Origin of the sequence: Alteromonas sp. AO-Serp (genome assembly GCF_017849675.1) — a bacterium.
Classification (GTDB): domain Bacteria; phylum Pseudomonadota; class Gammaproteobacteria; order Enterobacterales; family Alteromonadaceae; genus Alteromonas; species Alteromonas macleodii.
In genome coordinates, this window is sequence record NZ_JAFLMX010000254.1 from 1 (window position 1) to 1,084 (window position 1,084).

At 46.3% G+C, this 1,084-nt stretch carries 1 protein-coding gene and 1 pseudogene; both read right to left on the reverse strand.

The window, feature by feature from the left end:
- Positions 1 to 165 (reverse strand): annotated as a pseudogene (pyrG, locus tag QVA83_RS16865) (CTP synthetase); the annotation flags it as partial.
- Positions 166 to 321: 156 nt separating this feature from the next.
- The coding region (locus QVA83_RS16870) for a MutS-related protein (protein ID WP_502711472.1) at positions 322 to 1,084 on the reverse strand (763 nt) is incomplete at its 5' end.

Below are 1,084 nucleotides of genomic sequence, written 5' to 3' on the forward strand. Positions count from 1 at the left end.
CTGGATAGGGCTCATAGTGCCCGGGTCGACATTGATGTAAGGGTCGAGTTTTAACATGGTTACGGTGAGACCGCGAGCTTCCAGAATTGCGGCCAACGATGCTGCAGCAATACCTTTACCTAGCGATGAAACTACACCACCTGTGACGAAAATATAATTTGTCATGCGAAACCTAGAACGTTTGGGTTGTATTGTAAATATAGGCTGAGTTTAGAACAAAACCAGCTACACTTTGGACGGGGCGATAGTATACGCAAAATCATGTGGGCAGACAATCAATTTGCCCACATGATGCGCAATTTATACGCGCTTAAGCTTGGTTTAAGACTGGCTTAGACGCTTTAGTGTGTAGATAAGGTCTAGCGCTTGGCGAGGTGATAGCTCGTCGGGCGATAAGTTTTCAAGGGCTTCTACTACCGGGTGCGGCTTGTCAGGGAACAGCATTTCAGCTTGGCCTTTGGTATTTGATGTAACTTTACCTGATGCGCTTGTTTTATTTGCACCTTTTACCGAGCTCTTCGCTACAAAAGCCTCATCGTTGGCGTTCTCTGTTCCGTCTTCTGTGCTGGTCATAAGGTGTGATGATTCCAACACCGCAAGCTTCTGTTGCGCCGCTTTTATTACTGCTTTGGGTACGCCTGCAAGTTGGGCAACCTGTAAACCAAAGCTTTTGCTCGCAGCGCCTTCAGATACGGTGTGCATGAAGCGTATGGTATCTTCAAACTCCATCGCGTCTAAGTGCACATTCACTACGCCGCTTTGCGTTTCTGGAAGTTCAGTTAGTTCAAAGTAATGCGTGGCAAAAAGCGTATAAGCATTTAGCTGTTTTGCCAAATAACTCGCGCATGCCCACGCCAGTGACAATCCGTCATAGGTACTGGTACCACGGCCTATTTCATCCATTAATACCAACGAGTTTTCTGTGGCATTGTTTAGAATGTTCGCCGTTTCTGTCATCTCAACCATAAAGGTAGAGCGACCTGAGGCTAAGTCATCTGATGCGCCTATACGGGTAAATATACGATCAAGTTTTCCAATGTGTGCATTTTCTGCAGGCACAAAACTGCCGATACAGGCCAATAAT